Source organism: Halomonas sp. S3-1-1 (assembly GCF_023757625.1).
Taxonomy (GTDB): domain Bacteria; phylum Pseudomonadota; class Gammaproteobacteria; order Pseudomonadales; family Halomonadaceae; genus Vreelandella.
This window is the reverse complement of sequence record NZ_JALGBZ010000002.1, coordinates 437,053-460,586: the sequence shown is the minus strand read 5'-3', so window position 1 is coordinate 460,586 and position 23,534 is coordinate 437,053. Positions and strand designations below refer to the sequence as shown.

The 23,534-nt window shown below is 62.7% G+C and carries 28 protein-coding genes; 11 read left to right on the top strand and 17 right to left on the bottom strand.

Annotated features, from left to right (window positions below):
- Nucleotides 1-24: 24 nt before the first annotated feature.
- Nucleotides 25-585, bottom strand: a complete 561-nt coding sequence (locus MQW23_RS07215) for an ankyrin repeat domain-containing protein (protein WP_252107186.1) — start codon at nucleotides 583-585, stop codon at nucleotides 25-27.
- A gap of 160 nt (nucleotides 586-745) precedes the next feature.
- On the opposite strand from MQW23_RS07215, the gene MQW23_RS07210 reads away from it, so the two are divergent.
- A complete protein-coding gene (locus MQW23_RS07210) occupies nucleotides 746-1,714 on the top strand; it encodes a zinc-binding metallopeptidase family protein (RefSeq protein WP_252107665.1) in 969 nt (322 codons plus the stop codon).
- Nucleotides 1,715-1,823: 109 nt separating this feature from the next.
- Here MQW23_RS07210 and MQW23_RS07205 read toward each other — a convergent pair whose 3' ends face one another.
- Together MQW23_RS07205 and MQW23_RS07200 are read right to left on the bottom strand one after the other, a co-directional pair.
- Nucleotides 1,824-2,612, bottom strand: a complete 789-nt coding sequence (locus MQW23_RS07205; protein WP_252107185.1) for a hypothetical protein — start codon at nucleotides 2,610-2,612, stop codon at nucleotides 1,824-1,826.
- A 61-nt stretch (nucleotides 2,613-2,673) separates the two neighbouring features.
- On the bottom strand, nucleotides 2,674-3,570 hold the full coding sequence (locus tag MQW23_RS07200) for a LysR family transcriptional regulator (protein WP_252107184.1): 897 nt from the start codon (nucleotides 3,568-3,570) through the stop codon (nucleotides 2,674-2,676).
- A gap of 152 nt (nucleotides 3,571-3,722) precedes the next feature.
- Here MQW23_RS07200 and MQW23_RS07195 point away from each other — a divergent pair, with 152 nt between their 5' ends.
- Nucleotides 3,723-4,682 (top strand): AEC family transporter, encoded by a 960-nt coding sequence (locus MQW23_RS07195; RefSeq protein WP_252107183.1) that lies wholly within the window; start codon nucleotides 3,723-3,725, stop codon nucleotides 4,680-4,682.
- A 10-nt stretch (nucleotides 4,683-4,692) separates the two neighbouring features.
- On the opposite strand, the gene MQW23_RS07190 is transcribed toward MQW23_RS07195, so the two are convergent.
- Genes MQW23_RS07190 through MQW23_RS07180 form a run of 3 tightly spaced genes read right to left on the bottom strand, consistent with a single transcriptional unit; the run spans nucleotide 4,693 to nucleotide 5,699 of the window.
- Nucleotides 4,693-5,124: a GNAT family N-acetyltransferase gene (locus MQW23_RS07190; RefSeq protein WP_252107182.1), complete on the bottom strand. Its 432-nt coding sequence runs from the start codon at nucleotides 5,122-5,124 to the stop codon at nucleotides 4,693-4,695.
- Nucleotides 5,125-5,173: 49 nt separating this feature from the next.
- Nucleotides 5,174-5,458: a type II toxin-antitoxin system RelE family toxin gene (locus tag MQW23_RS07185; protein ID WP_252107181.1), complete on the bottom strand. Its 285-nt coding sequence runs from the start codon at nucleotides 5,456-5,458 to the stop codon at nucleotides 5,174-5,176.
- Nucleotides 5,448-5,699, bottom strand: coding sequence for a type II toxin-antitoxin system Phd/YefM family antitoxin (locus tag MQW23_RS07180; protein WP_252107180.1), 252 nt, complete (start codon nucleotides 5,697-5,699; stop codon nucleotides 5,448-5,450). Before MQW23_RS07180 ends, MQW23_RS07185 begins: the two co-directional genes overlap by 11 nt.
- A gap of 263 nt (nucleotides 5,700-5,962) precedes the next feature.
- Here MQW23_RS07180 and MQW23_RS07175 point away from each other — a divergent pair, with 263 nt between their 5' ends.
- From MQW23_RS07175 to MQW23_RS07165, 3 genes are all read left to right on the top strand, one after another.
- Nucleotides 5,963-6,454 (top strand): GNAT family N-acetyltransferase, encoded by a 492-nt coding sequence (locus MQW23_RS07175; RefSeq protein ID WP_252107179.1) that lies wholly within the window; start codon nucleotides 5,963-5,965, stop codon nucleotides 6,452-6,454.
- 88 nt (nucleotides 6,455-6,542) lie between these two features.
- On the top strand, nucleotides 6,543-7,373 hold the full coding sequence (locus MQW23_RS07170; protein ID WP_252107178.1) for a helix-turn-helix transcriptional regulator: 831 nt from the start codon (nucleotides 6,543-6,545) through the stop codon (nucleotides 7,371-7,373).
- A 21-nt stretch (nucleotides 7,374-7,394) separates the two neighbouring features.
- Nucleotides 7,395-8,009, top strand: coding sequence for a LysE family translocator (locus MQW23_RS07165; RefSeq protein ID WP_252107177.1), 615 nt, complete (start codon nucleotides 7,395-7,397; stop codon nucleotides 8,007-8,009).
- A 54-nt stretch (nucleotides 8,010-8,063) separates the two neighbouring features.
- Here MQW23_RS07165 and MQW23_RS07160 read toward each other — a convergent pair whose 3' ends face one another.
- The 3 genes from MQW23_RS07160 to MQW23_RS07150 form a co-directional block, all read right to left on the bottom strand.
- Nucleotides 8,064-8,531, bottom strand: a complete 468-nt coding sequence (locus MQW23_RS07160; RefSeq protein WP_252107176.1) for a 2TM domain-containing protein — start codon at nucleotides 8,529-8,531, stop codon at nucleotides 8,064-8,066.
- 199 nt (nucleotides 8,532-8,730) lie between these two features.
- Nucleotides 8,731-9,195, bottom strand: coding sequence for a YpsA SLOG family protein (locus MQW23_RS07155; protein ID WP_252107175.1), 465 nt, complete (start codon nucleotides 9,193-9,195; stop codon nucleotides 8,731-8,733).
- 6 nt (nucleotides 9,196-9,201) lie between these two features.
- Complete coding sequence (locus MQW23_RS07150) at nucleotides 9,202-9,855, bottom strand: TetR/AcrR family transcriptional regulator (RefSeq protein WP_252107174.1); 654 nt, start codon at nucleotides 9,853-9,855, stop codon at nucleotides 9,202-9,204.
- A gap of 101 nt (nucleotides 9,856-9,956) precedes the next feature.
- Between MQW23_RS07150 and MQW23_RS07145 the strand changes: the two genes are divergently transcribed.
- Together MQW23_RS07145 and MQW23_RS07140 are read left to right on the top strand one after the other, a co-directional pair.
- Complete coding sequence (locus MQW23_RS07145; protein WP_252107173.1) at nucleotides 9,957-11,012, top strand: aldo/keto reductase; 1,056 nt, start codon at nucleotides 9,957-9,959, stop codon at nucleotides 11,010-11,012.
- A gap of 191 nt (nucleotides 11,013-11,203) precedes the next feature.
- Complete coding sequence (locus MQW23_RS07140) at nucleotides 11,204-11,938, top strand: SDR family oxidoreductase (RefSeq protein WP_252107172.1); 735 nt, start codon at nucleotides 11,204-11,206, stop codon at nucleotides 11,936-11,938.
- Here MQW23_RS07140 and trpA read toward each other — a convergent pair.
- Both trpA and trpB read right to left on the bottom strand, forming a co-directional pair.
- On the bottom strand, nucleotides 11,935-12,786 hold the full coding sequence (gene trpA / locus MQW23_RS07135) for a tryptophan synthase subunit alpha (protein ID WP_252107171.1): 852 nt from the start codon (nucleotides 12,784-12,786) through the stop codon (nucleotides 11,935-11,937). The two genes, MQW23_RS07140 and trpA, sit on opposite strands and share 4 nt — an antisense overlap.
- A complete protein-coding gene (trpB, locus tag MQW23_RS07130; protein ID WP_252107170.1) occupies nucleotides 12,783-14,000 on the bottom strand; it encodes a tryptophan synthase subunit beta in 1,218 nt (405 codons plus the stop codon). Before trpB ends, trpA begins: the two co-directional genes overlap by 4 nt.
- A gap of 138 nt (nucleotides 14,001-14,138) precedes the next feature.
- On the opposite strand from trpB, the gene MQW23_RS07125 reads away from it, so the two are divergent.
- Nucleotides 14,139-15,038, top strand: a complete 900-nt coding sequence (locus MQW23_RS07125) for a LysR family transcriptional regulator (RefSeq protein WP_252107169.1) — start codon at nucleotides 14,139-14,141, stop codon at nucleotides 15,036-15,038.
- Here MQW23_RS07125 and mmuM read toward each other — a convergent pair.
- The 3 genes from mmuM to MQW23_RS07110 all read right to left on the bottom strand — a co-directional run bounded on the left by mmuM (nucleotide 15,030) and on the right by MQW23_RS07110 (nucleotide 18,220).
- Nucleotides 15,030-15,989, bottom strand: coding sequence for a homocysteine S-methyltransferase (gene mmuM / locus MQW23_RS07120; protein WP_252107168.1), 960 nt, complete (start codon nucleotides 15,987-15,989; stop codon nucleotides 15,030-15,032). The genes MQW23_RS07125 and mmuM overlap by 9 nt on opposite strands.
- Nucleotides 15,986-17,404, bottom strand: coding sequence for an amino acid permease (locus MQW23_RS07115; RefSeq protein ID WP_252107167.1), 1,419 nt, complete (start codon nucleotides 17,402-17,404; stop codon nucleotides 15,986-15,988). Before MQW23_RS07115 ends, mmuM begins: the two co-directional genes overlap by 4 nt.
- Nucleotides 17,405-17,590: 186 nt before the next feature.
- Nucleotides 17,591-18,220: a LysE family translocator gene (locus tag MQW23_RS07110; RefSeq protein WP_252107166.1), complete on the bottom strand. Its 630-nt coding sequence runs from the start codon at nucleotides 18,218-18,220 to the stop codon at nucleotides 17,591-17,593.
- A 155-nt stretch (nucleotides 18,221-18,375) separates the two neighbouring features.
- Here MQW23_RS07110 and MQW23_RS07105 point away from each other — a divergent pair, with 155 nt between their 5' ends.
- Nucleotides 18,376-18,921, top strand: coding sequence for a P-loop NTPase family protein (locus MQW23_RS07105; protein WP_252107165.1), 546 nt, complete (start codon nucleotides 18,376-18,378; stop codon nucleotides 18,919-18,921).
- Between the two features lie 16 nt (nucleotides 18,922-18,937).
- Here the strand turns inward: MQW23_RS07105 and MQW23_RS07100 are convergent, their stop codons facing one another.
- Nucleotides 18,938-20,011 (bottom strand): zinc-binding dehydrogenase, encoded by a 1,074-nt coding sequence (locus MQW23_RS07100; RefSeq protein WP_252107164.1) that lies wholly within the window; start codon nucleotides 20,009-20,011, stop codon nucleotides 18,938-18,940.
- A 176-nt stretch (nucleotides 20,012-20,187) separates the two neighbouring features.
- On the opposite strand from MQW23_RS07100, the gene soxR reads away from it, so the two are divergent.
- Both soxR and MQW23_RS07090 read left to right on the top strand, forming a co-directional pair.
- Complete coding sequence (gene soxR, locus MQW23_RS07095; protein ID WP_252107163.1) at nucleotides 20,188-20,631, top strand: redox-sensitive transcriptional activator SoxR; 444 nt, start codon at nucleotides 20,188-20,190, stop codon at nucleotides 20,629-20,631.
- 95 nt (nucleotides 20,632-20,726) lie between these two features.
- Nucleotides 20,727-21,653, top strand: coding sequence for a glycerophosphodiester phosphodiesterase (locus MQW23_RS07090; protein WP_252107162.1), 927 nt, complete (start codon nucleotides 20,727-20,729; stop codon nucleotides 21,651-21,653).
- 6 nt (nucleotides 21,654-21,659) lie between these two features.
- On the opposite strand, the gene MQW23_RS07085 is transcribed toward MQW23_RS07090, so the two are convergent.
- Nucleotides 21,660-22,595: a LysR family transcriptional regulator gene (locus tag MQW23_RS07085; RefSeq protein WP_252107161.1), complete on the bottom strand. Its 936-nt coding sequence runs from the start codon at nucleotides 22,593-22,595 to the stop codon at nucleotides 21,660-21,662.
- A gap of 20 nt (nucleotides 22,596-22,615) precedes the next feature.
- Nucleotides 22,616-23,512, bottom strand: a complete 897-nt coding sequence (locus MQW23_RS07080; RefSeq protein ID WP_252107160.1) for a dihydrodipicolinate synthase family protein — start codon at nucleotides 23,510-23,512, stop codon at nucleotides 22,616-22,618.
- Nucleotides 23,513-23,534 lie beyond the last annotated feature (22 nt).

The following is a 23,534-nucleotide window of genomic DNA, read 5'->3' as shown; positions in this document are numbered from 1 at the left end:
GCTCGTCGACTTTTTAGACAGACCCTAATGAGTGTCTTCGTTGACCAGCGGCCAGCCGCCCATGTCCATCGGCGGATCAAAAGTGCCGTGCCAACCCACCAGCACGCGCTCGAACGCATCGACGAAGTAGCGCTGCCCGGCATCGATGGCGACGATGCTGTCACCGTAGCCAACCAGCAGGCCTTGTTTTGCACGCCGTGCGTGGCAGGGGTGCCAGTGGCCGCTGGCGGGGTAAATGTCAGGATCAGTTGGGGCTTTCCAGTGGCCGCCCGCCTTGGGTGCGGCTTGGGCCAGCCACTCGCCAAGCGCCGTATGGCCGCGCCGGGTTGCGATCGCGTCGGGCGTTTCGCCCTCCTGGGTGCGCGCTTCGAGACACGCGCCGAGGGGGATCAGTTCGCGGCTGGCGTCTTCCCGGCCGAAATAAGCGGCCTGATGCAGAAATCCCCAGTTCGATCCCGCCTTTCGATAACGGCTGCAGCGCCGGGCCAGCACTGGAAACGCCTGCCACTGGTCGAGCACGCGCGGCCACTCGCCCTGTTTGGCCTGGCGGTAGAGCGTGTCGATCAGCGGCGTGAGTTCGTTCATGGGCGCGCGTCCAGTGGCGGTCATCGACCGGGAATGAAAGCGTTATCTTAGCGGGGCTGCGCCAGGCTGACAAAACGGCGGGCGCGGGCGCATTCTTTATTGGACGCCCTGGTCGATCACTACCTAGACTCAAGGCTTCTGCCTTTTGAGTGCCCTGCCCATGCGCGTTTTCTCCAATCCGGTCGGTGCCGGCTCCTTGTGGTTCGACAACCTGACCACGGCGGACGGCGTGCCGGTCGCCTACGATCCGCAAGCCCGCGCGTTCATCCCCATGCCGCCGTTTTGCGCCAATCGCGAGGTGATCGGCTGCAACTGGATCGCGCCGCAAAAAGGTCAGCTTTGCCGCGCCTGCGCGATGACCGCCGTCGCACCCGACCCGAGCATTCCTAACGCCACCGCCAACTGGGCACAAACCGAAGCCGCCAAGCGCTGGGTGATCGACAACCTGGGCCGCTGGAACTGGTTTCGCCCGGAAGACCCGGGCGCGCCGCCGGTGTTCCACCTGCTGGCGGAAGGCAAAAAACCGGTGATGATGGGACATGTGGATGGCGTAGTGACGATCAGTATCGCCGAGGCCGACCCGGTGCTGGTCACCACCCGGCGCGAGGCGCTGGACGAACCCTACCGCACCATGATCGGCCACATGCGCCACGAGATCGCCCACATGCTGTGGTGGCGGTTGAGCCTGCGCGAAGACTTTCTAAAAGCGTTTCGCGACATGTTCGGCGACGAGCGCGCCGACTACGGCGAGGCGCTCCAGCACCACTACAACGAAGGCCCGCCGGAGAACTGGCGCACGAATTTCGTCTCGACCTACGCCTCGGCCCACCCTCATGAAGATTGGGCAGAAACCGTCTCGCACATTCTGCACCTGACCGACATCACCGACAGCTTCGTCTCCTCCGGCATGGATTCACCGGAGCTGCCCCGCGATCACAAGTGGGACGCCTACGCCGAGCCGGACGCCGAGCGGCTGATTCATATCGCCACGGCCCTGATCGCCGGGGTAAACCACGTCAACCGCGCGATGGGGCTGTCCGATGTCTACCCCTTCATGCTGACCGAAGTCACGCTCGAGAAACTCGCGTTCGTGCACGGCTGGCTGCGCCGGGGGGCGCAGGGGCTTTAGCGCGTCCAGACGTCACTATCAATTTAGGCGCTAGCCGCTGGGAGCAACTCTGAGCCCTGGATACGACGTTACACCGAGGGGTGTGGCCAAACCGTTCGGCAAGAGTTGCTCAAGGCCAAGGATCAGGAACGTTTCCATTTGATGCGGCCTCAAGTTCTGCATGGAATGAGGGGTCCTCAAGTACTTCTTTCGCCTGAGACATAATGTCTTCGGCTTCAGAAACGCGACCATTAACTGCGAGCATTGCCACCAGCGTAGCTGCTTTATTGCGAAATGAATTAATTGAAAATTCAGTTCTGGAAGCAGAAAAATCAGGATCTTCCGCGTTCAGCATGCTGTGTTCATAGCTATTTTTCATGAGTAGAAAGTCACGTTGGGGAGATACGTATTCCCCATACAGAGCATACTCCTCCTCTTTAATCAGTGCGGCATCTGCAAAGTTAAAGGCTCTGCGTGCTGCTTCCGGATTTGTTGAATCAAGATATTTAAAGGCCTCTATGGTTAGCGAATCTTCATCGAGTATTTGATTCATGGCCACCAGGTCATGAAAGCTATCTGAATCATACGCTCCATCCATTATTTTGGTTAAAAGCTCGTCTCTTGTCTGGCAAAGCTTTTCTAACGCCGGCTGATATTCTTGTCCCAGCCTTACCCAGTCGGCAAGAGCAGAGGATCGGCGTACTGCTGACACACTTTCATCTATCAGCGTCGCCTTATCATAAAACCAGATATGTTTTTCTAATGCCTCTTCATACCGACCGGCCATTGCATCTAAACGAGCCTCATTTAGAACCTCAAGTACATCCGGATTTTCAGGAGCCGCCCAGTCATCAGCTACTGTTGGAGACACTAAAGTAAAGCACGCAGAAAAGAACAGTATCACTCGCCATAAATGCATGGTTGATCCTTGGTGGAAGAGTGTATTTCCCAGAGTGGGGCCGCTTTGCTTTGCAGCGCGGCTACTCGCCAAGCGCGCGGCCGAGATAGCCGGCAAAGCGCTCGCACAGCGCACGGGAGCTCGAGGCGCTAAGCACCAGCTGGATGGCGGGCAGCGTCGGCACGCCGTTGCCTTCATCGAGCACGACCAGCTCGTCTGTCAGCGCGCTTTGGGGCAGAATGCCCACGCCCAGCCCGCTCGCCACCGCCTTTTTGACGTTATCGAAAGAGCCGCTGACGTAGGCAAAATAGTGTGGCCGCCCCACCGCGTTAAGGGCGGCCACCGCGCTTTGGCGAATCACGCAGCCCTCCATGAACGTTGCCAGCGGCACCTCTCCCATCTCGTCGAAATGCGCCGCCCCGGCGCTCACCCAGTAAAGCGGCTCCACCTGAATGACGCGCTCGGCGCTCGACACCACCGGCTGACCGGCGATGCCCTTGAGAATTACCACGTCCAAGCGCTGCTCATCCATCATGTGCGACAGCACGCTGGACGAGGCCGCCGTCACCTCAACGCGCAGCCCCGGGTTTTCGGCCAGACAGAGCGAAATCACCCGGTGCAGGTTGTGGATGGCGAAGTCGTCCGGCACACCGAGTGCGATGCGGCCTTCCAGTGAAGGCGTTTTCAGCGCGCCGATCGCCCGGCTGGTGCGCTGAAGAATGTCTCGGGCGGCGGGCAGCAGCCGTCGCCCCTCGTCGGTCAGGCCGATCACGTGGCCCTGGCGGCGCTCGATTAGCCGACACCCCACGTCCTCCTCCAGCCGCTTGAGCCCCGCACTCAGCGTTGACTGCGTGCGCGCCAGCACCTCGCTTGCCCGCCCAAAGCCGCCTTCCTGGGCAATGCACACGAAGGTGCGCAGCTGCTCCAGCGTAATGCCGCGTTCACTCAGCCGCTGCTCATCCTGCTCCGTCATTGCCATTCAAGCCCCGCCTCAACTCCGCAATCGATTTTGTCGATTATAAGCAGACCATAATTCATTTAACAAATAGCCGATGTAACGGAAGAATCGGGTCGCCGGGTTCCCCGCGCCAAGCGCTGTCCCGACGCCTCCATCCATCAAGAGAAAACCCTATGTTCATGATCGTCGTCCCCATCTTCATGGTCATTTTGCTGGGCTACGGCTTTGGCAAGGTGAAACCGGAAAGCGGCAATGCCGACAAGCTGATCAACGACTACGTCCTCTTCGTCGCACTACCGGCGCTGCTCTTTCTGGCCATCGCCCGTGCCGAGCTTTCCGAGCTTGCGCAGTGGGGCTTTATCGGCGCCTCGCTGCTGGGCATCGTCGTGATCTATCTGCTCGCCGGGTTGATCGCCCGCGCCCGCGGCGTTGGCCTGCCCCGCTCGTCGATTCTGAGCATGGGCGCCTGCTACGGCACGACCGGCTACATGGGCGTGCCTATCCTTATCTCCGCTTTGGGGCCGGAGGCCGCCCTGCCCGCCGCCATCGCGACCATACTGCACAACATTCCCGCCATCATGGCGGTCATCATCAGTTGGGATCTGTTCGCTGGCCGCGCGCAAGCGGCCCGGCCCTCGGCGGCGGCGAGTCTTTGGAAAGCCTTCAAGGCGACCTTCACCAACCCGCTGACCGTCTCAGTACTCGCCGGTCTCGTTTTCGTGCTTCTAGGGGTGCCGGTGCCCGCGTTTCTGGCCACGTTCGCGGACTTTCTGGGCAGCGCCGCGGGGCCCACCGCACTTTTCGCGCTGGGGCTAGGACTCTCGCGGTTGAACGTCCAAGAGCACGTGACGCGCGAGGCGCTGGGGGTCGTCGCGCCCATGCTGCTGCTCAAGATCGTGCTGCAGCCGCTCGTTACCTGGCTTGCCGGCGTGTATCTGTTCGGAATGGGACGCGACCATGCGCTGTGGCTCGCCGCGGCAGTGGTCATGGCGGCGCAGCCCATCGGCGCCGGGGTCTACGTGTTTGCGAAGAAATACGACTACCACCAGGAAACGGTGTCGCTGGCGATCATCGTGTCGCTATTGGTATCGCTCATCACGCTGCCGCTCATTCTGGGATGGATGAGTCGCTAGGCCGGGCGTTTCAAGCGGTGGGGCTCTCGCTCAACACGAAAGAGTGAAGCTCGATATCGGTACGAAACTGCCATCCCAAGCGTTGCCAGAAGCGTTTGCCGGCGTCGTTGTCTACCAGCAACATCAGGTGCGCCTTGTCGATGCCCTCCGAGCGCAGGGCATCCAGGCAGCGGCTGACCAGCGCGCTGCCAATGCCTTGCTTGCGCTGATGCGCGGCCACCGCCAGGTGCTGGATGAACCCACGGTGGCCGTCGTGGCCCGCCATGATCGTGCCGATGATCTCCTCGCCCTGCTCGGCCACGATACTCAACCCCGGGTTGCGCGCAAGATAACGCGTGATGCCCTCGAAGGAATCCGCGTCGCGCAGGCGCACGCCCGGCGTTTGCTGCCAAAGCGCCACGGCGGCGGCGTAGTCGTCGAGGGTCATGGGGCGGTAGTGCATGGAGCATCTCGAAGAATATGATCAAAAAATGAAGCGTTTCAGGTAGGCATTATCGACGCTGTTTGAGCGTTGCGTACACCTTTCCTCTGTCGCGTTTTCCTACGGCCAATACATAGACAAACAGCTCGTCGTCGATGACTTCATACACCAAACGATACCCGGCCGAGCGCAGCTTGATCTTGTAAACGGCCTCGTATCCGCTGAGCTTATCCGCCGGTACCCGAGGATTTTCAAGTCTCTCCGCCAGCTTCTTTTTGAGCTGGTTTTTGACTGGCGCTCCCAGCTTCTCCCACTCCTTTAACGCAGCGGGTACGAATCGAAGCCTATAGGTCATCCAACTCGACCGTGACCGCTTTATCCTTGTCACCTCGACGCTGCTCTACCAACTTGGCAAGCTCGTAATCCTCGAGCATTTCCATCATGGCCTCAAAGGTATCGGCCGGGATCAAATAAGCAGCGGGCTTGTTGTGATTCAACACGGCAATAGCGGCGCCGTCGGCCTGCGCCAGCAGCGAAGAAGGATTCTTCTTCAATTCAGAAATACTGACGGACAGTGGGGCCAATACCTGATGCATGATCAAAAGCTCCAAAAAAAGGGCTAATTCAAGCCCTGATTTTAGTATCTAATTTAAGCTCTCGCTATCGCTTTAGGCAACCTTCACACAATATAAGTCGGTCGATAAATTCACCGACACCTGGAACCCGGCTCTCTAACCGGCTTTCTGGCGATTGCGCGTCGCGCTGATTTTTGATCGCTTTCGTTTCATTGCCTCGAGCGTAGGACACTGATTTTCTTTATGCTTCCTTCACCCCACTTATCACGAGAGGAGCCTGCCCCATGAATCATCCCGCCCTGCGCGCCGCCACCCCTGCCGATGCCCAGCGCTGCTACGACATCGAAGCCGCCGCCTATGAGGGCGACGAAGGCGCCACTCTGGAAAAGATCGCTACGCGCATCGCGCGCTACCCCGAAGGATTTCTGGTCATGACGCGGGAAGACGAGGTCATCGGCTTTATCAACAGCGGCTGCGCGCATGAAGTCGTCATGTCCGACGAGGCGTTCAAGGAGCTGGTCGGCCACGACCCCGCCGCGCCCAACGTGGTCATCATGTCGGTAGTGATCGACCCCGCCCACCAAGGCAAGGGCTATGCCACCACACTGATGCACGCTTTTGTCGAGCGCATGAAGGCGCTTGGCAAACAGACCATTCATCTGATGTGCAAGGAGCGCCACGTCGAGCTCTACCGGCGCATGGGGTATCGCTACGTAAAGCCTTCTGACTCCGACCACGGCGGCATGGCGTGGCACGAAATGGTCATGGCGCTGTAGCTTGTCGACCCGAATGTGAGCAATTCTGTACAAGCATTCGAAGGGTCACCTGCCTTAAGCTTACCGGGTGACAGACGAGGAGCGCGGTATGCGAAACGCCAGCCGGTTTGAATTCATCAAGAGCCAGCACGTGCCGAGTTTGACCGTGCTGCACGCGGCGATGGAAGATTTCAGCTACGACCGCCACGCCCACGAAGAGTACGCCTTTGGCGTGACCCTGGGCGGGCGGCAGGATTTCTTCAGCGGCGGGCAGTTTCACCAGAGCCCGCCGGGCAATGTGATCGTGTTCAACCCGGAGGAGGTGCACGACGGCCAATCCGGCGGCGAGCACACGCTGGATTACCTGATGCTGTACGTCGACCCGGACCAGTTGGCGCCGCTGTTCGCCGAGGCGCTGGGCCGGCCGAGCGGCGCGGGCTTTCGCTCGCCCACTACGCTGATGCATGACGCCAAACTGCGCACGTCAATCCTGGAACTGGCGCGTTTGGTCACCCAGGGCATCGGTAGCTGCATCGACCAGGAGAACGCGCTTTACCGTATCGCGGAGCGTACCGCGCAGCTCGGCGGCGCGGTGGTCGATAAGCCCCGCGCCACCCGGCCGGAGGCGATGCTGGAGCGCGCCAAGGCGTACATTCACGCCCACCTGGAGCAGGACATCTCCCTGGATGCGATCAGCGCCGCCGCGCACCTCTCCCGGTACCATTTCCTGCGCCTTTTCCGCCAGCACTACGGCATTACCCCGCACCAGTACGTGATCAACTGCCGCATCAATGCGGCGCGGGCCGCCCTCACTGAAGGCGCCTTGCCCAGCGACGTCGCGCTGCGCTACGGCTTCAGCGATTCGAGCCACTTCAATCGCCGCTTCAAGCGCATCTACGCCGTGACGCCGAGCCAGTACCGGCGCGATATTTCACGCTAAATCCCCCTCCGAGGTTTTACCATGCTGGGAATCATCCTGTATGGGCTGGGCATCATGTACACGCCCGGGCCCGTGAACCTGCTCGGCCTTAATCTGGGCATCAATGGCCGGGCCAAATATTCCATTGGCTTTTGCCTGGGCGTGGGCAGCGCGATGCTGTTCTACCTGGTGGTACTGGGCTTCGCCGGTGCTGCGTGGATCGACGGCCAGATTCTTGTGGTGCTCAGTGCGCTGGGCTGCGGCTATATTCTCTATCTCGCCTGGAAGATCGCCCGCGCCAGCGCAGAACTCGAAACCGATGACGCGCCCACGCGGCTTTTCAGTTTCCGTGACGGGGTGGCGATGCAGCTTTTGAATCCCAAGGCCATGGTGGCGGTGTTGCCCATCGTCACGCTGCAGTTCCCGGCGGCGGGTATCGACGGCGTGAGCCTGGTCGTTTGGGCCGTGGGGCTTTCGCTGCTTGCTGCCGGCGCCCCCGGCAGCTACATGCTGTTGGGCCGCCTGGTCGGCCAGCGCATACAGCAACCGCGCCTGGTGAAAGGCTTCAACCTCGCCATGGCCGCACTGCTGGCAGCCGTGGCCGTGTCAATTGGCGTCGAGCATGTGTGGGAGCCGCTGGCTTCAGCGCTTAACTGATCGAACCCGCGTGCGGCCGGGGCCCGCTGGTTCGGATTCGGGCTCGACGCTATATCAAAGCTTGCGACCCAAGCGCTTCTCGATCTGCTTTTTCTCCCACTCTGGCCCGAAGAGGTTTAGCACCTCGAAGGCGCTCAGGCCGTGGCTGATAATCCCGATGCCCCACCCCATGGCCGGCCACCACGCCCACATATAGCTCGAACCGCTCATGAGATTGATAGCAAACAGAAGTGTGATGACGAGCACGTAGGAGATGAGGTGAGCGTAGAAATCCTTGATCGCTTTAACCTTCTCGATCACGGCTTTCTCTTCGTTGGTGATGTGGATTTCGCTGTTCATGTCGGGCACCCCTTCAAGGTCCGAGACGTCGATTTCAAATACAGCGGCCAAGGATTTAAGCGACTCCAAGCCTGGCTTCTGCCCGCCCTCGATTCGCTGAACGGTTCTCACGCTCAACCCACTGAGTTGAGACAGCTGATCCTGCGACCAGCCTCGTTGTAACCTGAGCTTCTTGACGATCATTGTTGAATCCCTTTCCGCTGTTCCAGACCTCATCATCCAGGCCGGGCTACTTTCAAATCAACGTCACGAACACGACATCGGCCTGACACTTGTTTTATTTCAGACACTTGAGAAATCCCTAATCTGGTTTCGGCCAGCCGCTTAGGCAACACCCTACGTCCCTTTTACCAGAAATCTTTAACGCAATTCGCCTTCTTCTTTATACCTGCCGTCCTAACAGAAGACGAATCGAGCGGTTCACCGGCGCATAAATAGAGGGGCAATGATGGGCACTGGGCCCGGCAACGTTCAGCACTCGGACATCGAACTCGCGCACGAAGTCGTCCAGCAGCGTAGCTGCCGTCTCATACGTTACCAGGTCGATATCGATCAGTTTGTAAGGTTTAGCTTGGCGAATACAGAAGAGCACCGTCGCCTCGGTGCCGCCGCGCGGGTAAGCGCTATAGAAAATGGCGGTGCCGTCGGCGTCCTGCACGTTGCGTTTGGTGCGCTGACGGTAACCGCCGCCGATTTCCGTCAGTGTATAGATAGGGTCAAGCGGTCCATCTTCGGCCACCCGCCCTACCGGGCAGGCGCCGCCAATGGGAAAGCCCGTGTCGAGCGCAGCATCGAGTGCCGCCCGGTCGGCGCCGGTCTGGCCGCCGCTGATAATCTTTTCCAGCATCTGTCGTTATCCGTCCTGGCCCATTCCATCTTGCGAGGGCGACGGATTAAAAGAGCTCTCGCCCAGGGCTGGCAGCACCACCTGCTCAACCAGACGCTCCAGCAGATCACGATCAATCGCGACCCTCAGAATCAGGGCTCGATAGGCCGCCATGGAGGGGATGATCTGGGCGGCGAGGGCAATATCTGCCGTTGGCGGAATTTCACCTCGCGCTTGGGCGCGCTCCATCAGCACCGCATTCGCCGTGATCCATGGCTCGAAAATCGAGTAGTCGCCCGTGTCTGCCAATCCCGGCACCTGGCTGATCATCGATACCACACCCGCCATGGCGCGCAATATCCGGTCCACCTTCGCGCCGTCCTGTGGCCGAAACATCGCCAGAAGATCGCCCCGTAACGAGCCGGTATCCGGCAGCGCTTCCAGGTCGATCTGTTGCGCCTTCATGTGCGCGACCGCGTCCAGTACCAGATCGGTTTTCGTCGGCCAGCGGCGATACAGCGTGCCTTTCCCGGCCTGCGCGCGATCCGCCACCTTTGCCGTGCTCAGCCCGTCATAGCCGACCTCCGCCAGCAGGTCGATCGTCGCCTCCAGAATGGCGACGTCACGTTCGGGGTCGCGTTTGCGTCCTCGCGCGGCAACAGGAAGATCATTGTTAGTCATTGACATTTTTAATCCGATACTACATGGTTCCGATACCGCTCAGTTCCGATACTATTAGGTATCGAAATTATCGAGTGGCTTGATCATAACCGGAGCTTATCATGCGCTACAACCTTCTGGGCCGCACCGGCCTCTTCGTTTCCGAAATGTGCCTGGGCACCATGACCTTTGGTCAGAGCGGCGGCCCCTATGCTGCCGCCAGCGGCGTCATGCAGGACGAGGCCGAAGCGATCCTGCGCCGTGCTTTTGATGCAGGCATCAACTTCATCGACACGGCCAACGTCTATGCGGGCGGGCAGTCGGAAGAGATCGTGGGTCGCGCCCTGTCCTCGCTCGGTATCGCGCGCAAGGACGTTGTGCTGTCGACCAAGTTCGAGCATGGCACCGGCAAAGGTCCGAACGATGGCGGTGCCTCGCGCCAGCATATCCTGAACGAGGTGCATGGCAGCCTGAAGCGTCTCGGCACCGACTATATCGACCTTTACCAGCTGCACGGCTTCGACCCCGCCACCCCGGTCGAGGAAACGCTGCGCACCCTGGATGATCTTGTCCGCCAGGGCTTCGTCCGTCATATCGGCGTGTCGAACTGGGCCGCGTGGCAGCTGGCCATGGCGCTTGGTGATGCCAAACGTCTGGGACTGGAGCGGTTCCAGAGCTATCAGGGCTACTATTCGCTGGCCGGGCGCGACGTGGAGCGTGAGATTACCCCGCTCTTGCAGGCCGAAGGCCTGGGCCTGATGGTCTTCAGTCCGCTCGCCGGGGGCTATCTGACAGGCAAGTATCGCAACAGTGATGAAGGCCGCCGCGCCACCGTTCCATTCCCCCCGGTGAACGAAGCGCGCGGCGCGCCGCTTCTGGACGTGATGGACGGCATCGCTGCACGGCATGACACCACCCTCGCGGCCATCTCGCTGGCGTGGCTCTTGCACCAGAAGGTCGTCACCAGCGTGATCCTCGGCCTGAAACGGCTCGATCAGTTGGAGGACAACCTGAAGGCCGCCGAGGTGGCGCTTTCCGAGGACGACCTGGCCGCCCTGAATGCGGCAAGCGCCCTGACGCCGGAATATCCTAGCTGGATGATGGCCTCGGGTGAGGGGCCGCGCCGCAGCCTGATGGAGACCGGCAAAATGCCCGAGACGCAGTGGGGTGCCCAATGACGATTCTTGTCACCGGCGTGGGCTAGTATTTCACGCCTGACGCCTCGGCCCGGCCCTTCTGACCCTTTTCGTCACGGTCTCTCCCCGGCTTTCATGGCTTATTTTGAAAGTGGCCGAAACGCGGCAGGTTATAAAGCGCGATATTTGCTCTAAGCTGTTGGTCGACATGCCCTATCAGGAGGAGACAACGCATGAACGCACAGAAAGTGGCGCTGGTCACCGGCGGCTCGCGCGGTATCGGCGCAAGCATTGCCCAGAAGCTTGCCGAGGATGGCTTCGCGGTCGTGGTCAATTACGCGAGTAACGTCGAGGCGGCGGCAAACGTGGTCGAGGAGATCGAGGGTCAAGGCGGCAGCGCCAAAGCGTTTCAGGCGGATGTGGCGAATGCGGGCGCGGTGCGCCAGCTCTTCGACGAGATCGAAGCGCAGTACGGCCGGCTCGACGTGCTGGTCAACAGTGCCGGGATTCTGAAGCTCGCACCGCTGGCCGAGTGCGACGATGCGCTGATCGACGCCCACATCGATATCAATCTGAAAGGCTCTATCTACACCATGCGCGAGGCAGCCAAACGCCTGCAGAACGGCGGGCGAATCATCAACCTGTCGACCAGCGTGGTGGGCCTGAAGCTCGAGAACTACAGCGTGTACGCGGCGACCAAAGCGGCGGTGGAAACCGTGGGGGCGATTCTCTGCAAGGAGCTTCGCGGACGCGAGATCACCGTCAACAGCGTCGCCCCCGGCCCCACCGCCACGAAGCTCTTTTTCGACGGCAAGTCCGACGAGTTGATCGACAAACTCGCCAAAATGCCGCCGCTGGAACGTCTGGCCGAGCCCGAGGACATCGCAAGCGTGGTGGCGTTTCTCGCCTCGCCCGCCGGCGGCTGGATCAACGGCCAGACGCTCCGCGCCAATGGCGGCGTTATCTAGCTAACCACCTCCTCTTCACGGCAGCGCCGCACGCTCTGGGCCAGCTCGCGGACCAAACCGTGCACGCGCGACACGCTTTCGTCGGGTGTCGCGGCTTGCTCGATATGGTCCACCAGCGCTGAGCCCACCACCACCGCATCGCTGAAACGGCCGATAGTCGCGGCCTGTTCCGGCGTGCGGATACCGAAGCCAACACCGATGGGGAGCCGGGTATGGCGTTTGAGATCGGCGACTGCGCGCTCGACGCTGTCCGGCGTGGCCGCCCCCACACCGGTTACCCCGGCCACCGAGACGTAGTAGATAAACCCGGAGGCGTTGGCCAGCACCTGCGGCAGGCGCTTGGCGTCGGTGGTGGGCGTGGCCAGGCGGATGAAGTCGATGCCGTGGCGGGCGGCAGGCGTGCAGAGCTCGTCATCGTGCTCGGGCGGCAGGTCCACCACGATCAGGCCATCCACGCCGGCCCGGGCGGCGTCTTCCAGAAAGCGCTCGACGCCGTAGCAGTAAATGGGGTTGTAGTAACCCATCAGCACGATCGGCGTGTCCTGGTTCTTCTCGCGAAAGCGATTCACCATGGCAAGGGTTTTGGCCTGGGTCTGGCCTGCGTCCAGGGCGCGCAGGGCCGCTTTCTGGATCGCCGGGCCGTCGGCCATCGGGTCGCTGAAGGGCATGCCCAGTTCGATGATATCCACCCCCGCTTCCGGCAAGCCATCAAGCAGGCGCTGGGAGGTATCCGGGTTCGGGTCGCCGGCGGTCAAGAAGCTGACCAGCGCCGGGCGGTCTTGCGCTTTCAGTGCGGCAAAGCAGCGCTCGATACGTGAGATGCCGTCAGTCGAGTTGGCTTGGCTCATTGGAACTTGTCTCCTAGATAGTGAGCGACGCTCATCATGTCCTTATCGCCACGGCCGCTTAAGTTGACGACCATCAGGTGATCGCGGGGTAGCGTGGGCGCGCGCTTGGCCACTTCGGCCAGGGCGTGGGCGGTTTCAAGCGCCGGAATGATGCCCTCTTCGCGACAGCAGATCTGAAACGCCTCGAGCGCCTCGTCGTCGGTGGCCGAGACGTACTCGACGCGGCCCTGCTCGTGAAGCCAGGCGTGCTCGGGGCCGATACCCGGGTAGTCGAGCCCCGCCGAAATCGAATGGGCGTCGATGATCTGGCCATCCTCGCTTTGCAGCAAGAAGGTGCGGTTGCCGTGAAGCACGCCAGGAGTGCCGCCGTTCAGGCTCGCCGCGTGCTGGCCTGTCGCCACGCCCTTGCCACCGGCTTCGACGCCGATCATCTGCACGCTTGCATCTTCAAGGAACGGGTGGAAAAGCCCCATGGCGTTGGAGCCGCCGCCGATGCAGGCGACGAGCGAATCCGGCAGGCGCCCTTCTTTCTCCTGCATCTGGCGGCGGGTTTCATGGCCGATCACCGCCTGGAAATCGCGCACCATGGCGGGGTACGGGTGGGGGCCAGCCACGGTGCCGATGATGTAGAAGGTGTCGTCGATATTGGTCACCCAGTCGCGCAGCGCCTCGTTCATGGCGTCCTTCAGCGTACCGGTGCCGGAGGTGACCGGCACCACCTTGGCGCCCAAAAGCTTCATGCGGAACACGTTGGGCTGCTGGCGCTCGATGTCGGTAGTGCCCATGTAGATCACGCACTCAAGGCCGAAGCGCGCCGCCACCGTGGCCGTGGCCACGCCGTGCATGCCCGCGCCGGTCTCGGCGATGATGCGCTTCTTGCCCATCTGTTTGGCCAGCAGTACCTGACCGATGCAGTTGTTGATCTTGTGCGCGCCGGTGTGGTTGAGCTCTTCGCGCTTTAGATAGATCTTCGCGCCGCCGAAGTGCTCGGTGAGCCGCTCGGCAAAATAGAGCGGGCTTGGCCGACCCACGTAGTCGGTTTGAAAGTAGGCGAGCTTTCGCTGGAATTCGGGGTCCGCCTTGGCCGCGGCGTATTCATCGCGCAGCTCATTGATCAGCGGCATCAGCGTTTCCGCCACGAAGCGCCCACCGAAGCGGCCGAACATGCCGTTGCCATCGGGCAAGGCGGTCGAAGGAGTAAAAGGCTGGTTCATCGCGACCTCGAAGGGCTGGAAAGACGTTGCCTGGTAAGGCGTTCATTGATGTCTTCACGTTATCCGAGACGCGAGGGACAAAAAATCGATAAGATAGCGGCTATCTGTGAGTTTTAATCAACTATCGAGAATCCCTTCATGCAGAACAGCCTTCCGCCGCTGAGTGCGCTGCGTGCCTTTGAAACCACCGCCCGGCTTGGCAGCGTGAGCGCCGCCGCCGGTGAGCTCAGCGTGACCCACGGCGCGGTCAGCCGCCAGCTCAAGACGCTGGACGAACATTTCGAGACGGCACTGTTCGCCAAATCCGGTCGTCGCCTGGTGCTGACCCCGCACGGAGAAACGCTACAGCGCGGCCTTGGCGAGGCCTTTGCGCAGCTGCGCGATAGTTGCGCATCGCTCAAGCGTGAGGTGGAGGGCGCGCCCTTTACTCTGGCCTGCCCCGGCAGCCTTCTGGCGCGCTGGCTGATTCCTCGGCTCGAACCGCTGCGCCGGGCGCTGCCCGAGCTCAACCTTCAAGTGGTGGTCAGCGACACCGAGCAGCCCGGCGGACAGCAGAGCGCCAGCGCCACCCTTGCGTTTCTGGAGCCGCCCTGGCCCGTGAGTGGTGAGGTGATCGAGCTAATGGCCGAGGAGATCTGCGCGGTGGCAAGCCCGGCACTTGCCGCGCGTCTTGACGCCGATGCACCGGCGTCGCTGTTCGAACAGACGCTTCTGACGACCGCCTCGCGCCCTCAGGCGTGGCCGGCCTGGGCCCACGCCCAGGGGCTCGATGAAAGGGCCCTCAACAAGGCGCTGGAACACAGCCTGGGGTTCGACCACCTCTACTACCTGATGGAGGCCGCGGTCGCGGGGCTCGGGGTCGCGATCGCGCCCCGGCTGCTGGTGAAGGATGATCTTAAAAGCGGGCGGCTGGTCGCGCCCTGGGGAAGTGTCGCCACCCCCGCCCGCCTCTGCCTGTGGCTACCGGACGAGCGCCGTACCGGCGCGGGAGAGCAGTTGGCAGCGTGGCTCGAACGGGAGCTTGACGCGTCACGCTAGCGTTTGGCGGTACTCGGCCAGCGCTCGGATATCCGCAGGCGTGGTGCGACAGCACCCGCCGATACCCGCGGCGCCGGCAGCGCGCCAGATCGCCGCGCCCTGAACGAGCCCGGAGGGCCCGCCGCTGTGGTCGCAGGCCGCCGAGTGCCAGGTTTTGGTGGTCGGGTCGTACTGTTCGCCGGAGTTGGGGTAGACCAGTACCGGCAGGTCGCACGCCTGCTTGATCGCCTCGATCAGCGGCGCGATATGGGCAAGCGCGGTGCAATTGATACCGATGGCCGCCACGCCCGGGCGCCCTGCCAGGGCCCTGGCGCACTCGGCAATCGGCGTGCCGTCGCTGATGTGCGCGTCATCCTTCGCCGAGAACGTGATCCACGCCTGCGCCCCGGGGTGCTCGGCGAGCAGGTCGGTGATCGCCAGCGCCTCGTCGAGCGACGGCAGCGTTTCCGCCGCCAGCAGGTCGGCGCCTGCTTCCAACAGCAGTGCAAAGCGCTCGCGGTGAAACTCGACAAGCCCTGCACGGTCCAGGTCATAGCCGCCGCGATACTCGCTGCCGTCGGCAAGATACGCGCCATAGGGCCCCACAGAAGCCGCTACCAGCGGTTTCGGGCGCCCGCTATCCGGCCGCCAGACGGCGTCGCGGGCATCACACGCCAGCGTCACCGAGCGCGTGATCAGCGCGCGCGCCTCCCGCTCGGAGAGCCCCGCCTGTACGAAGCCGGCAATCGTCGCTTGATAGCTTGCGGTGATCGCACAGTCGGCGCCGGCCTCGAAGTAGGCCTGATGCACCTGGCGGATCTTCTCCGGCGCCTCGTTTAACAGCCGCGCCGACCAGAGGCTGTCGTTGAGATCACAGCCCAGCGCTTCGAGCTCGGTGGCCAGCGCGCCGTCGATCACCATGAAAGGCACGTCGCGAAGCAGAGTCTGGAGTGGGTTGGCGTACTGGCTCATGCGGTGGTCTCCCTGGCGGTGCGGGCACGTTTGGCCGACTGGCGGCGGTGCAGGTAGTGAATCAGATAGCAGAGCGCGATGAACGGCACGCCGAAGTAGAGTGCGATGCGCTGCTGCGGATCAAACGCGATGCCGATACAGGCGGCAAGGCAGGCGCCGAAGGCGATCAACGGCACGAACGGATAGCCCGGCGTGCGGTAGACCAGATCCTCGAGCCGGCCGCCTTCGCGCAGATACTGGCGGCGGAAGTTGAACTGGCTCAGCGCGATCGCCATCCACACGATCACCACCGCAAGCCCGGAGATCGACACCAGCACCAGATACACGGTTTCCGGCGCGTAAACGCTCGAGAACAGCGCCCCGAAGCCGCCGATCATGCTCAAGAGCAGCGCGTTCATGGGGATGCCGCGCTTGTTGAGCCGGCCAAGCGATTTAGGCAGCGTGCCCTGATCCGAGAGGGTCCAGAGCATGCGCGCCGAGGCGTAGAGCCCGGAGTTGGCCGCCGAGAGCAGCGCGGTGATGATCACGAAATTCATGATGTCGGCCGCCCCCGGCACGCCGATGCGCTGGAAGACCGCGACGAACGGGCTTTGGCTGAGCCCGGCCTCGGTGTGAGGCAGGAGGGCGGCGATCACCACCATGGTACCGACGAAGAACAGAATCAGCCGCCAGAGCGTGGCGCGAATCGCCTTGGGGACGTTGCGCGCCGGGTCCTCGGCTTCACCGGCGGCGATGCCGATCAGCTCGGTACCGGAGAAGGCGAACATCACCGCCAGCAGCGTCATGCCGATCGTCAGAAGGCTTGGCGGCATCGCGCCCTCGCCCCACAGCGCCGAAAGCCCGGGAGAGGCCACGGCGGCGCCGGTGTCGTCCTGCAGCGGCACGAAGCCAATGATCGCCGCGGCGCCGATCAGCACAAACGCCACCACTGCCAGCACCTTGATCAGCGAAAGCCAGAACTCGGATTCGGCGAAAAAGCGCGAGGTGAAGGCGTTGACGCCGAACACGATGGCGGCAAAAAGCCCACTCCAGTACCAGCCGGGAATATCGGGAAACCAGCGCCCCATGAACACCGCCGCCGCGGTGAACTCCGACCCCAGCGCTACCGTCCAGGTGAGCCAGTACATCCAGGCGACCATGTAGCCAGTGCCGGGGCCGATGTAGCGCGTGGCGTGGGCGCTGAACGCGCCGGAGTCCGGCATGTGCACGGCAAGCTCGCCCAGGCACATCATCACAAGCCAAGCGACGATACCGCCCACCAGGTACGCCAGCACCGCGCCCATCGGGCCCGCCTGCTGCACCGTATAGCCGGAGCTCAGAAAGAGCCCGGTACCGATCACCCCGCCAAGCGACAGCATCACCAGGTGCCGCGTGCTCATACTGCGCTTGAAGTGCGCGCCCTCTTGGTCACTCATGATACGTCCTGAAAATTGCCTGTTCGGCCCATCGGGCTCGCGATCCCGCTCAGCGGGCGCGCCATTTTAGTGCAAACTCAGGACGACAAAAAGAAATTAAAAAGCAATCATCTATATTTTAATGGCATATAAAGGCGCGCAGTGCAGTGACCGAGAATGATGCCACGCCAAAGAGTGAGCCCAGCGCTACTGGTTCGAGGCGATCAGCGTCCCGCCAGCGGCCATGAACAGCCCCCCGGTCGCCCGGTTGAAGCGCTTGTAGCGCCGCGGTGTCTGAAACCAGCGGCTGATGCTGGCGCCCAGGCCCGCGTAGGTCGACATCAGGGTGAAATCGATCACCAGCCAGCTCAGCGCCAGGATGACGAACTGGAGAAGCTGCGGCTGGCTCACGTCGATGAAGTTAGGAAACAGCGCGGCGAAAAAGAGCAGATCCTTGGGATTGCTGATGCCCACGGTAAAGCCGCGGCGAAAGCGCGTTGTGGCGGATACCTTCGGCCCTGCGGCCACGTTCGGGCTTGCCATTGCCGGGCTGGACGTATCGCGCCAGGCCATGACGCCCAAGTAGATCAGATACGCCCCGCCCACCATCTTGAGCGCGTAAAAGGCGGTTTCGGACGTGGCGAGCACGGCGCCGAGGCCCAATGACGAGATCACCATCAGCACCAGCGAGGCCATAATGCCGCCCAGCACGGTGGCAGTTGCCTGGCGGCGGCCGAACTGCAGCCCGTGGCTGGTGCACAGAAGCGCCACCGGCCCGGGAAAGATGATCAGGGCGAAAATGACGCCGACATAGGTCAGCCACGTTAGTGCATCCACGGGATATTTCCTTTTTTATCGGTGGGTGGTGACCCTGCTGGCCGCCGACTGAATTCAGAACGTCTTATTCAATCATAGTCCGGCGTCTCGCGCCTCCAGGTTGCCAGGTTAAAGGCACCTGCGTAGACTGGCGCGCCGTTTTGAAGGCCGGCACCATGAAAATCAACGTCGTGGGTACCAGCGGCAGCGGCAAGAGCACGCTGTCGAAAAGACTTGCCGAGGCGCTGGACGTCCCTCATATTGCGCTCGACCAGCTCTTCTGGCGCCCCAACTGGCAGGAAACGCCGGACGATGCGTTTTTCCCCAAACTCGAGGCGGCGCTGGCCGACGCCCCTGATGGCTGGGTGCTGGACGGCAACTTCAACCGCACCCGCGCGATCAAGTGGCGCGAGGTGGATATGATCGTCTGGCTCGACTATGGCTTCTGGCGCACCTTTCGCCAATCCTTACAGCGGGCGATCATGCGCATCGTCACCCGCCGCGAACTCTGGCCCGGCACCGGCAACCGCGAAACCTTTCGCAAGACCTTTCTAAGCCGCGACTCGATTCTTTTATGGATGCTGACCTACTGGCGCCGCCAGCGCCGGCGCTACCTGCTGGATACGCTGAATCCTGAGTACCGCTCAATACAGATCGTTCGCTTGACCCACCCCAACGAAGCAAACCTGTTGATCGAGCAACTGGCCAAGCGACGCGACTAGCCGCGCCGCTTGCGCGTCAGGGTCTCAGTGACACGAAGTTGAGCCCGGTCGTTTTGGTGGCGGTTTCGATGGCGGCTTTCGGGTCGTCGATGCCTACCTCGACCATGCCTACTTTATCCAGATCGATCAGCCCGGCCTCGATCAGGCGCCAGATCGACAGCACCGTTTCCGATCGGTAAATGCGCGACCCGCGGATCGTCAGCCGACGGCGTAGTACCTCGCCATAGGGAAACGGAATGTCCTGGCGCACGCCGCCCATCAGCACCAGGGTGCCGCTATCCCGGAGCGCCGCAAAACCGGCCAGCAGCGGATTGGCGCTATAAGCGTCTCCCATGGTGTCGATCACCACATGCGGGGCCCCTGCCACCGCCGTGATGGCCGCGGCGTCCTGGTCGATGTCGCCAGTCAGACGGACGGGTACGACACGCGCATCCAGCGTGGCCAGTTTTTCGAGCGCGGCTTGATTGCGACCCAGCGCGATTACCCGCGAAGCGCCTTTGGCCAAAGCGACCAGCACCGCCGCGCCGCCCATCTGCCCGGTGGCGCCCAGAATGGCCACGACGTCGCCCGGTTGTTGGCCGGACTGCACGACACCCTCCCCGGCGATGCCGAGCCAGGTAAGAAACGCCAGCCGGCCGGGGTCATCGAAATGCTCCGCCCCGGGCAGCCGGGTGACGGCTTCTTTCGGCAGCAGCGCCTTTTGCGCCATGGTGCCGTTTCGCCACCGCGTGCGCATGGCGTCCACTACCTCGGTGTCCTCGCCCCGCCCGCCTATCTCGCCCAGCCCCATGAGCACGTCTTCGGGGTGGTCGATATCACCGGACTCCACCAGCGAGTCGAGGGCCACGACATCCCCAACCTCCACGTTGAAGACGTCATCGGCCTTTTCCCGCACCACGCCGACGCCGCCGGCGCCCAGCACCAGCGGCACGGGCAGCGGAATATCGGTGCTGTCGACCATCGCCATCAGATAGGCGGGCACGTGGACCGCCCGCACATCCACGACGACGGCCCCTGGCCGGCATTCGGGATCCGGGCGTTCGACACAGGCAAGCGGCGTTTGAAGGGTTTCCTTGTACCAGGCTTTCATCAGCCGTCACTCCTTTGGGTGAAAGACATACAGATTGAATGTGGCGACGACAGCCACGGCACAAGGCTAAGACCTCGACCATAGTTGAGGTCAACAGGTTTATTTTTGACCCGAACTGCCTTATTAAAGAGGCATTGCTCAACATACCTTTATTAAACTCGAGGTTTTAACATCTCATGGCTACCGACTTATCCGTTGGCGACGTCGCCAAGCGCAGCGGCGTGCGCGTATCGACGCTTCACTTCTACGAGTCCAAGGGGCTAATTCAGTCTTGGCGAACCAGCGGCAATCAGCGCCGCTACCCGCGTAGCGTACTGCGCCGGGTCGCGGTGATTCGCATCGCCCAGCGAGCCGGTATTCCGCTGGCAATGACCAAGGCGCACCTGGATTCGATTCCCTCCGATCGCCCGCTGAGTGCAGCGGACTGGCAGGCGATCACCGCCGCCTGGCGCGAGGAGATCGATCGCCGGATGGAAAGCTTGATGCAGCTGCGTAACCAGATGGACCGGTGCATCGGCTGCGGCTGTCTGTCTCTCGCCGACTGCCCGCTGCGCAACCCGGACGACCACCTGGCCGAAGAAGGCCCCGGGGCGCGCTTGCTGGTCTCGTCCGGCGCCTAGACGCGACACGCACGTTCGGTGGCGACCCCACGGTTTGGAATCGCCCGGGAAAAGGGGTAGGGTTATTGATCAAACGTTCAATAAAAGGAGTGTCCATGCAACGCCTTCCTTCTCTAGGTGCGCTGTCTCTAGGTCTTTTCGCTGCCGCCTCTTGCGTGCAGGCTCAAACGCCGCTGGAGCAGCAGCTAAAGGATCTCGAGTCGTTTCAGGTGATCGCCCACCGCGGCGCCAGCGGCCACGCGCCGGAAAGCAGCATGGCGGCGCTGGAGCTCGCCCACGCGTGGGGCGCGGACTACCTGGAGCTGGACGTTCAAATGACGTCTGACGGCGAGCTGGTCGCCTTTCACGACGACACCCTGGAGCGCACCAGCAACGGTGAAGGGCATATCAACGATTACTCGCTTGCCGAGCTGAAGGAGCTGGATACCGGCAGCTGGTTCAACGAGGAGAACCCCGCGCTTGCCAACGAGGCGTTTGAAGGCGCCCACATCCTGACGCTGGAAGAGGTATTCAACCGCTTCGGCCAGGACGCGCGGTACTACCTGGAAACCAAGTCGCCGGCGCTCAACCCGGGCGTGGAAGAGGGGCTGGTGCGCCGGCTGGAAGCCTATGACATGATCGAGACCGGCCGCGTGCTGATCCAGTCCTTCGATCAGGAAAGCCTTTTGAAGATCCACGACCTGAACGCGGACATCCCGCTGATTCAGCTGGTGTGGTACTCCCCGGATGACGAGAACGAAGGCCATCTGACGGAGTGGACCGGCGTCACCCCAGGCCCGGACGAGATTACCGACGCGGACTTCCAGGTCGTGGCGGATTACGCCGTGGGATTGGGCACCAACTACCTGTTTGATGACGAACCGGTCATCACGGAAGAGTTCGTTCATCAGGCCCAGGAGAACGGCCTGGCGGTGCATGTCTACACGGTCAACGACGCGAACGAAATGCAGCGCCTGCTCGACTGGGGCGTCGACGGCCTGTTCACCAACTACCCGGACCGCTTGCTCGAGCTGACCGAATAGACCCGGCTAGCTCGCCGCCCCCCGCCCGCTGAGGCGTTCCTGGTGGCGGCTGACGAGCTCTGCCAGAAAATCCGCCACGGCGCGTATTCTCATCGACGATGCGATATCGGTCTGGCTCACCAGGTAGATCGGCTGGGCCACGTCGATATCGATTGAGAGGCACGCAAGCCCTGCGCGCTGAGCCACCAGGTGCGGCAGCGCCGCCACCCCGATGCCCGCCTGCGCCGCTGCCACTTGGGTCGCCACCGAGGTCGTCGTCAATACCGGCGCGCGGCCTTTCAGCACGGCTTCGCACCACCTGGCCACCGGCAAATGGGCGTACTCCTCGCTCCAGGCAATGATCGCGTCTTCGTCGAAGTCTGCGCTTGCTTCTCGCCTGGCGGCGTAGTCGGTACTCGCATAGGCGCCGTAGCCCAGCGTGCCCAGCCGCCGTAGCGTCACGTTACCCCGCGTAGGCCTGACCATGCGCAGCGCCAGATCCGCATCGCGGCGGTGCAGGTTGACCGTGGTGATATCGGTGACAAGCTCGAGGGTGAGCCCCGGGTAGCGGCGGTACAGTTCTGGCAGCGCCGGCAGCACCAGCTCGGTCGCCAGGTTTTCCGCCGTGGCCAAGCGCACCCGGCCGGTGGGTAGACGCATCTGCCCGGCGCCGAAGGCGATGGCCGCGGCGGCGGCCTCCATCGCCTCAGCGTTTTCCACTAGCGCCGTACCCGCCTCGGTCAACCGGTAGCCCGACTGAAGCCGGATGAACAGCGCCACTTCGAGCGAACTTTCGAGGCGCTCGATGCGCCGGGAGAGCGTGGCAATGCCGAGCCCCAGCGCCCCCGCCGCCCCGCTCAGCGTTCCGTGGCGCGCCACGGCCAGAAAAGCGCGGGTATCGTCCCACACCCAAGCGGTGGCGGCGCTTTTCTCCGCCGCGGCCGGCGTTTTCTCGTTTGGCATCGAGCGCTCGTCCAAATTATCTAGCGCGTATGATCCAGCGCGAGGTCGCAAAAGCGCTCGACGCGTTGGCGCGCCTCGCCCGTCAGCGTTTTGAGCGGCAGCGGTAGGCACGGCGCGCTCGCAAGCCCCAGCACCTCGGCCGCGGTGGCGATGACGCGCAGGCTGCCGTGCTCGCGATACAGCGCCCAGAGCGGCTCGAAGGTCGCCGACACACGCCGGGCATCCTCGATGTTGCCGGCCTGGGCGGCGCGGGTGATCGCGAGTGCGGCGTCGGGAAAGAGTCCGCCCAGCACCGAGTACCAGCCGTCACAGCCAGCCGCCAGGGCGGTGGCCGCCGCCGGGTCGCCGCTGATGCCGATGGTGACGTCATCGGGAATCAGCGCGCGCAGCCGCTCGATGCGCGTTTGGGCCGCGTCCCGATCCAGCGGCACCGGCGGAATCTTGATCGAAGCCACCCGGGGAAGCGCTGCAATGCGGGCGTGCAGCGCGTCGCTGAAAGCGAAATGCGTGGTGCCCGGGTTGTCGTAAACGCATAGCGGCACATCGAGGGTGTCGCACACCGCCTTGTAGTGGCAGAACGCTTCTTCCTCGGTCAGCGTTTGATACGACACCGGCGCCAGCAGCACCCCGCTCGCCCCGGCCTTCTGAGCATCCTCGGCCAAGCGGATCACCTCGCGGGTGGAAAGCGCGCCGATGCCGGCCACGACCGGCACGTCACCGGCACTGTCCACTGCCAGTCGCGTGACCCGGGCGCGCGCCTCGCGAGACAGGTACATGTAGTTGCCGGTCGAGCCCAGCACGCCGATGGAATCCACCCGCGCGCTCGCCAGCCGCGCCACGAAGTGCGTGAATTCATCCTCGCGAACGCCCTGTTCGCTTACGGGCGTCAAGGGAAAGGCACTCAGGCCGGTGAACATGGGCGACTCCTTTTCGAAAGCG

Coding starts and splice junctions, on each gene's coding strand:
- MQW23_RS07125 (WP_252107169.1), top strand. CDS start 14,139: ATGCAGAACAGCCTTCCGCCGCTGAGTGCGCTGCGTGCCTTTGAAACC.
- MQW23_RS07180 (WP_252107180.1), bottom strand. CDS start 5,699: ATGCATCAGGTATTGGCCCCACTGTCCGTCAGTATTTCTGAATTGAAG.
- MQW23_RS07175 (WP_252107179.1), top strand. CDS start 5,963: ATGAATCATCCCGCCCTGCGCGCCGCCACCCCTGCCGATGCCCAGCGC.
- MQW23_RS07155 (WP_252107175.1), bottom strand. CDS start 9,195: ATGCTGGAAAAGATTATCAGCGGCGGCCAGACCGGCGCCGACCGGGCG.
- MQW23_RS07140 (WP_252107172.1), top strand. CDS start 11,204: ATGAACGCACAGAAAGTGGCGCTGGTCACCGGCGGCTCGCGCGGTATC.
- trpB (WP_252107170.1), bottom strand. CDS start 14,000: ATGAACCAGCCTTTTACTCCTTCGACCGCCTTGCCCGATGGCAACGGC.
- MQW23_RS07085 (WP_252107161.1), bottom strand. CDS start 22,595: ATGCCAAACGAGAAAACGCCGGCCGCGGCGGAGAAAAGCGCCGCCACC.
- MQW23_RS07195 (WP_252107183.1), top strand. CDS start 3,723: ATGTTCATGATCGTCGTCCCCATCTTCATGGTCATTTTGCTGGGCTAC.
- MQW23_RS07210 (WP_252107665.1), top strand. CDS start 746: ATGCGCGTTTTCTCCAATCCGGTCGGTGCCGGCTCCTTGTGGTTCGAC.
- trpA (WP_252107171.1), bottom strand. CDS start 12,786: ATGAGCCAAGCCAACTCGACTGACGGCATCTCACGTATCGAGCGCTGC.
- MQW23_RS07205 (WP_252107185.1), bottom strand. CDS start 2,612: ATGCATTTATGGCGAGTGATACTGTTCTTTTCTGCGTGCTTTACTTTA.
- MQW23_RS07115 (WP_252107167.1), bottom strand. CDS start 17,404: ATGAGTGACCAAGAGGGCGCGCACTTCAAGCGCAGTATGAGCACGCGG.
- MQW23_RS07090 (WP_252107162.1), top strand. CDS start 20,727: ATGCAACGCCTTCCTTCTCTAGGTGCGCTGTCTCTAGGTCTTTTCGCT.
- MQW23_RS07160 (WP_252107176.1), bottom strand. CDS start 8,531: ATGATCGTCAAGAAGCTCAGGTTACAACGAGGCTGGTCGCAGGATCAG.
- MQW23_RS07080 (WP_252107160.1), bottom strand. CDS start 23,512: ATGTTCACCGGCCTGAGTGCCTTTCCCTTGACGCCCGTAAGCGAACAG.
- MQW23_RS07100 (WP_252107164.1), bottom strand. CDS start 20,011: ATGAAAGCCTGGTACAAGGAAACCCTTCAAACGCCGCTTGCCTGTGTC.
- MQW23_RS07200 (WP_252107184.1), bottom strand. CDS start 3,570: ATGGCAATGACGGAGCAGGATGAGCAGCGGCTGAGTGAACGCGGCATT.
- MQW23_RS07145 (WP_252107173.1), top strand. CDS start 9,957: ATGCGCTACAACCTTCTGGGCCGCACCGGCCTCTTCGTTTCCGAAATG.
- mmuM (WP_252107168.1), bottom strand. CDS start 15,989: ATGAGCCAGTACGCCAACCCACTCCAGACTCTGCTTCGCGACGTGCCT.
- soxR (WP_252107163.1), top strand. CDS start 20,188: ATGGCTACCGACTTATCCGTTGGCGACGTCGCCAAGCGCAGCGGCGTG.
- MQW23_RS07105 (WP_252107165.1), top strand. CDS start 18,376: ATGAAAATCAACGTCGTGGGTACCAGCGGCAGCGGCAAGAGCACGCTG.
- MQW23_RS07170 (WP_252107178.1), top strand. CDS start 6,543: ATGCGAAACGCCAGCCGGTTTGAATTCATCAAGAGCCAGCACGTGCCG.
- MQW23_RS07190 (WP_252107182.1), bottom strand. CDS start 5,124: ATGCACTACCGCCCCATGACCCTCGACGACTACGCCGCCGCCGTGGCG.
- MQW23_RS07150 (WP_252107174.1), bottom strand. CDS start 9,855: ATGACTAACAATGATCTTCCTGTTGCCGCGCGAGGACGCAAACGCGAC.
- MQW23_RS07215 (WP_252107186.1), bottom strand. CDS start 585: ATGAACGAACTCACGCCGCTGATCGACACGCTCTACCGCCAGGCCAAA.
- MQW23_RS07165 (WP_252107177.1), top strand. CDS start 7,395: ATGCTGGGAATCATCCTGTATGGGCTGGGCATCATGTACACGCCCGGG.
- MQW23_RS07185 (WP_252107181.1), bottom strand. CDS start 5,458: ATGACCTATAGGCTTCGATTCGTACCCGCTGCGTTAAAGGAGTGGGAG.